The sequence below is a fragment of the Deltaproteobacteria bacterium genome, assembly GCA_011375175.1.
GTDB lineage: Bacteria > Desulfobacterota > GWC2-55-46 > GWC2-55-46 > DRME01 > DRME01.
Window position 1 is genome coordinate 1 of sequence record DRME01000008.1, and the last position, 6,113, is coordinate 6,113.

Genomic DNA, 6,113 nt, shown 5'->3' on the forward strand with positions numbered 1-6,113 from the left:
ATTTGTCAAGAGACTCCCCTCGGAGCACAGGTTTGTGAACTGCGACGCGCGAGAGATGAGTTTCCTTGAGCCCCGCAGCGTACACCTCGTTGTGACCTCTCCTCCCTATTGGACGCTAAAGGAGTACAGGCGCTCAGAGGGACAGATGGGTTTTATTGAGGATTATGAACTCTTTCTCCAGGAACTTGACAAGGTGTGGCGGCGGTGTTACGACGCCCTCGTGCCGGGTGGCCGCCTCATATGCGTGGTTGGCGACGTTTGCCTCTCTCGGCGGAAAAACGACGGTGGACATCTTGTCATGCCGCTTCACGCCTCCATCCAGGAGCGTTGCAGGCATATGGGCTTCAACAATCTTGCGCCCATCATATGGCACAAGATAGCCAATGCCAGGTATGAAGTGGAGGGCGCTTCGGGAGGGTTTCTCGGCAAGCCCTATGAGCCCAATGCCGTCATCAAGAACGATATCGAGTTCATACTCATGGAGCGCAAGCCCGGAGGTTATCGCAAACCCGATGCGGTGGCCCGACTTCTGAGCGTCATTCCGGAGTCGAAGCACCGCCAGTGGTTCCGCCAGATATGGACCGGACTTACCGGCGCGTCGACGAAGCGGCATCCTGCGCCCTATCCGCTGGAGCTTGCTCAGCGCCTCGTCAGGATGTTCAGCTTCGTGGGAGATACGGTGCTCGATCCGTTCATGGGCACCGGGACTACTAATGTGGCTGCGGCGATGTGGGGTCGCAACAGCATCGGCGTAGAGGTGGACGCCCACTACTTTGAAATGGCCAGAAAACGCTTTCTTGCGGAGACGCACGGCCTCTTCGCCCGCTCATCGCTAATTTGTGAAGTGTAGCAGGCCATGGTCGATATCGAAGAACGGCTGAGAGAAGCGATAAGGCACTACTGGACCACGAGGAGCAGGCAGAGACGCATGCAGGGGAGCAGGAGCGGCAGGCGTGATTACGGCAACCGAGGGGCGGTGACCGGCGGCGCTCAAATTGACGGCTTTATATCACTTATGAGGGACTTGCTTGTTGAAAGCGGGCTTCCCGAGGCGGCTGTGCACTGCAGGCGGACGGTCCTCCCTGGCTACTACAGGCCTTCCAAGGAGTGGGATCTGGTGGTCGTACATAACGGCAGCCTCATAGCGACAATCGAGTTCAAGTCCCAGGCGGGACCTTCCTACGGAAACAACTTCAACAACAGGGTGGAAGAGGCGGTGGGTAGCGCTGCGGATCTATGGAAGGCCTACGAGAAAGGGGGCCTTCGCCCGTCGGCCCCGCCGTGGCTCGGCTACTTCATGCTCCTGGAGGAGGAAAGCCGCTCCACTTCGGCCGTAGGGGTAAGGGAGCCGCATTTCAAGGTGTTAAGAGAGTTTTATAACGCCTCCTATGCCGACAGGTATCGCATATTCTGCGAAAGGCTCGTCAGGGAGCGTCTTTATGACGCCGCATGCTTCATGATGTCGGATAGGGAAAAAGGGCTGAGCGGAGAGTACAGGGAACCGTCGGAGGAGTTGAGCTTCGAGCGGTTCGCAACGTCCATTATGGGTAAAGCCATGGCATACGCCAGGAGGCTCGGGCGCAGGCCTTGAAGGCGGCCGGCCAAACTACAGGGATGGAGAAGCGCTTCACATGACCACACTGGTATCGTTCATAATAGTGCTCGGCGCGCTCATATTCATACACGAGCTCGGCCACTTCGTGGTGGCCAAGCTCTCGGGGGTCGGTGTCGAGAGGTTCTCGCTCGGCTTCGGACCGAAGGTCCTGTGGTTCCGCCGCGGCGAGACGGAGTACAGGGTGTCGCTCCTGCCGCTGGGCGGCTACGTCAAGATGGTGGGCGAGCACCTCGACGACGAGGTGGAGCCCGCCGAGCTCGACAAGTCCTTCAACCGCAAGCCCGTGAGGACGCGGGCCGCCATCGTGGCCGCCGGCTCGGTCATGAACCTGGTCCTCGCCGCCCTCCTTCTGCCCCTCATCTACATGATCGGCATAGAGGTGCCGGCCTACCTCGAGGGCGAGGCCGTCATAGGCTACGTGGCCGAGGACGGGGCGGCCGGGGCCGCCGGCATTAAAAAGGGCGATGTCGTCACCGCCGTCGACGGCAGGCCCATACGAAGCTGGGAGGAACTCGCCACCGCTCTCGTCATGAACCCCGACAAGCCCCTGGAGGTCGAGGTGCGCCGCGACGGCGAGACGTTCACCACGGTGCTCACCCCGCAGGCCTCGCAGAGCACGGGAGGCGGCGTGGCCGGGCTCCTTCCGCCCATGGAGCCCGTCATAGGACGGGTGTCGCCGGGCTACCCGGCCGAGGCGGCGGGGCTTGAGCCGGGCGACAGGATCGCCGCCATCGAGGGCAGGGAGATAACCCACTGGGCCGAGCTCGAGGGCCTCATCCACAACAGCGACGGGCCCCTCGAACTGCGCATAGTGCGCGGCTCGGAGAGTTTCACCGTCGAGATAACGCCGCGCTTCAACGAGGAGATGGGCGTATACCTCATCGGCATCTCCCGAAGCGAGGAGACGGTGCACAAGAGCTACGGCCTCATCGGCGCCGTCAGGCACGGCATGGCCGCCGGCGTCAAGATGACGGTGCAGCTCTTCGTGGTCATCAAGGGGCTTGTCGTGGGCGACTACTCGCTCAAGACCCTCGGCGGCCCCATCATGATAGCCCAGGCCGCGGGCCAGGCGGCCGAGTCGGGGGTGACCGACCTGCTCAGCCTCATGGCCTTCCTGAGCCTCCAGCTCGGCATAATAAACCTCTTCCCCATACCGGTGCTCGACGGCGGACACCTCGTCTTCCTCGTCGTCGAGGCGGCCAGGGGCAGGCCGCTGAGCGAGCGGGTCGTGGGCATAGCCCAGCAGGTGGGCCTTGCGCTGCTCATAACGCTCATGGTGCTGGTGAGCTACAACGACGTGCTGAGGCTCTTCGGCTGAGGGTGGGCACCGCCGTGGCGCCTTCGCTCAGGGTCCTCGCCGTGGACACCTCGACGGCCTCGGGGTCGGTGGCCGTCGTGGAGGACGGCCGGCTGGTGGCCGAGGTCTGTGAACGGGACGTGGGCGGCCACGCCGCCTGGCTTCTGCCGGCCGTGAAGTCGACCATCGAGGGCGCGGGCATGGGGCCTGCCGACATCGACCTCTTCGCCCTGGGGCTCGGACCGGGCTCGTTCACCGGCCTCCGCATAGGGGTCTCGACCGTCAAGGGCCTTGCCTGGACGCTCGGAAGGCCGGTGATGGGGGTGTCGAGCCTCGAGGCCCTCGCCATGAACCTCGCCGGCTCCGGTCGCGGCGTCTTTGTCTGTCCCCTCTTCGACGCGAGGAAAAAAGAGGTCTACCGCGGCGTCTACAGGCCCGCTGGCGGGCGCATGGAGCGCGTAATCGACGACGGCGCCGCAAGGCCCGAAGCACTGGCCGACGAGCTCGCCGCCCTCGACGGAGAGGTGGTGCTGCTCGGCGACGGCCTCGTCCTCTACGGCGATATGCTCGCCCGGAAGGTGCCGCGCTGCCGGCGGGCTTCCGAGGACCTCTGGCTTGTGAGGGGGTCGGCCGTCGCCGCCCTGGCGCTCGCCGCCCTCGCCGACGGGCTCAGGCCCTCGGACCCGGCCGACATACGACCGCGCTACAAGCGCAGATCAGAGGCGGAGCTCAAGGCGGACGGCGGTAAAGGCCGCTGACGTTGCGGCTGTCTTTTTTCGTGAAGGCGGCCGGGGCTCTCTGAATGGAGGCAGCGGCCCGCCCCCGGCCCGCCCGGTCTGCTTCATGGCCGCGGCGGCCGGCGGGTCGGCCCGCGCCAGGCGGGGGTGTTACGCCTTTGCGGCCCGACCAGCCGGCCGCCGCGGCCGAAGGCGGGCGGCAAGGGGGATAGTCCGCTCTGCGAGCCGCCGTCGTCCCGGTCTCCCTCCAGAATCTTTGACGCGAGTTGGTTTCCCCCGGTATCGGTCAACAGTGCGGTTGACAGCCCCTGCGGCCTTGGGTTAATATCTACGCTGGACTATTCGACGCAAGGAGGGCGGCGCCTGCCCCGTGAAGGGATAAGTACGTGGAAAGGAGGGCTTTCTATGCCATTCGATGACGATGAGAATGTAGAAAAGCTCCTTGGCGAGAATACGCGGTTCAAGGAGGCCTACGAGGCCCACAGAAACTACGACAGGAAGATAGCCGAGCTGGAGAAGAAACATTTTCTCAGCGCCGACGAGGAGATGGAAAAGAACAGGCTCAAGAAGCTCAAGCTGGCCATGAAGGACAGGATGGAGCAGATGCTCTCCGAGTACAAGGCCAGGGCCTGAAATCCGCCGATACCGCGCCGACACCCCTCCGGCCGTTTCACAGGACGAGTTATTGATCGATCATCGCGCCCCTGCCCGGCCGGCCACTGCCGTGACCGCGCCGCGGGAAGCGGCTCCGGGGGCGTCCAAGCGCGCGGGCCGCAACGCCGTTGCGCCCGCCTCCGTCCGCCCGGACGGGAAAAAGACTTGCTGGAGTCCCTACATATGCGAAGCGACAGGATAAAACGAGGTCCGGAGAGGGTGCCGCACAGGGCGCTCCTTTATGCCACGGGCATACCCAAGGGCGAGATGCAAAAGCCCTTTATCGGTGTGGCCTCGAGCTTCACCGACCTCATCCCGGGCCACATAGGGATGAGGGACCTCGAGAGGTTCATAGAAAAGGGCGTCCATGCGGGCGGCGGATACCCCATGCTCTTCGGGTTGCCCGGCGTCTGCGACGGCATCGCCATGGGTCACAGGGGCATGCACTACTCCCTGCCCACCCGCGAGCTCATCGCCGACATGATAGAGAGTGTTGCGCAGGCCCACGCCTTCGACGGCCTCGTGCTCCTCACAAACTGCGACAAGATCACGCCCGGCATGCTCATGGCCGCCGCGAGGCTCGACATCCCGGCGATAGTCGTCACCGCCGGACCCATGATGACGGGCCGTTACCGGGGCAGGCGTCTCTCCTTCATACGCAACACCTTCGAGGCCATGGGCCGGTTCCGCAAGGGCGAGATAGACAAAAAGGAGCTCGACGCCTGCGAGCTCGGCGCCTGTCCCGGAGCGGGGAGCTGCCAGGGCCTTTATACGGCCAACACCATGAACTCGCTCACCGAGGCCATGGGCATGAGCCTTCCGGGCTGCGGCACCTCTCCGGCCCAGATGGCCGAGAAGCGCAGGATGGCCTTCGAGAGCGGCGAGCGCATAGTGGAGCTCGTGAGAAAGGACGTGACGCCGCGCAGGATCATGACGCGGGCGGCCTTCGAGAACGCCGTGAGGGTGGACCTCGCGCTCGGAGGCTCGACGAACACGGTGCTCCATCTCCTGGCCGTGGCCCACGAGGCGGGCGTGAGGCTCCCGCTGGAGCGCTTCGACGAGCTGGCAAGGACGACTCCACACATATGCTCCATAGAGCCCGTGGGAGACCACTACATGGAGGACCTCCACTGGGCCGGCGGCATTGCGGCCGTCATGAAGCGGCTCGGCCCGCTCATAAGGGACAACCCCACGGTCTCCGGCAGGCGCGTGAGGACGATCCTCAAGGCCGTGGAATACATAGACGACGAGGTCATCCGCCCGCTCGACGCGCCGTACCACGAGGAGGGCGGCATTGCGGTTCTCAAGGGCAACATCGCCCCGCTCGGGGCGGTGGTCAAGCAGTCGGGCGTGAGCGAGGGGATGATGCGCTTTGCCGGCCGGGCAAGGGTCTTCGACTCGGAGGAACAGGCCATGGAGGCCATACTAAAGGGGCGCATAAAGCCCGGCGACGTGGTGGTCATCCGTTACGAGGGCCCCAAGGGGGGACCGGGCATGCGCGAGATGCTGGCGCCCACGGCCACGCTCATGGGCATGGGGCTCGGCGAGTCGGTGGCGCTCGTAACGGACGGCAGGTTCTCGGGCGGCACGCGCGGGCCCTGCGTGGGCCACGTCTCGCCCGAGGCCATGGAGGGCGGACCCATCGGACTTGTCGAGGAGGGCGACCCCATAGAGCTCGACATACCGGCCCGCTCCATCGAGCTCGGGGTACCGGACGAGGAACTTGCGCGCAGGCGCGCCCGCTGGCGCCCCCCGGAGCCCAAGATAAGGACCGGATGGCTCGCCCGCTACGCCGACGCCGTCACGTCGG

At 64.8% G+C, this 6,113-nt stretch carries 6 protein-coding genes; all 6 read left to right on the top strand.

The features are described 5' to 3' along the window. The first annotated feature begins 55 nt into the window (after positions 1–55). Entirely contained in the window at positions 56–850 is a 795-nt protein-coding gene (locus ENJ37_00575) for a site-specific DNA-methyltransferase (protein ID HHL38978.1), read from the top strand. A gap of 6 nt (positions 851–856) precedes the next feature. Then, a complete protein-coding gene (locus ENJ37_00580; GenBank protein HHL38979.1) occupies positions 857–1,591 on the top strand; it encodes a restriction endonuclease in 735 nt (244 codons plus the stop codon). Between the two features lie 40 nt (positions 1,592–1,631). After that, positions 1,632–2,933: an RIP metalloprotease RseP gene (gene rseP / locus ENJ37_00585; protein ID HHL38980.1), complete on the top strand. Its 1,302-nt coding sequence runs from the start codon at positions 1,632–1,634 to the stop codon at positions 2,931–2,933. After that, positions 2,930–3,670: a tRNA (adenosine(37)-N6)-threonylcarbamoyltransferase complex dimerization subunit type 1 TsaB gene (tsaB, locus tag ENJ37_00590; GenBank protein ID HHL38981.1), complete on the top strand. Its 741-nt coding sequence runs from the start codon at positions 2,930–2,932 to the stop codon at positions 3,668–3,670. Before rseP ends, tsaB begins: the two co-directional genes overlap by 4 nt. A 384-nt stretch (positions 3,671–4,054) precedes the next feature. Further along, on the top strand, positions 4,055–4,282 hold the full coding sequence (locus tag ENJ37_00595; protein ID HHL38982.1) for a DUF465 domain-containing protein: 228 nt from the start codon (positions 4,055–4,057) through the stop codon (positions 4,280–4,282). A gap of 204 nt (positions 4,283–4,486) precedes the next feature. After that, positions 4,487–6,113: dihydroxy-acid dehydratase (gene ilvD, locus ENJ37_00600; protein HHL38983.1), on the top strand; the 1,627-nt coding region annotated here is incomplete at its 3' end.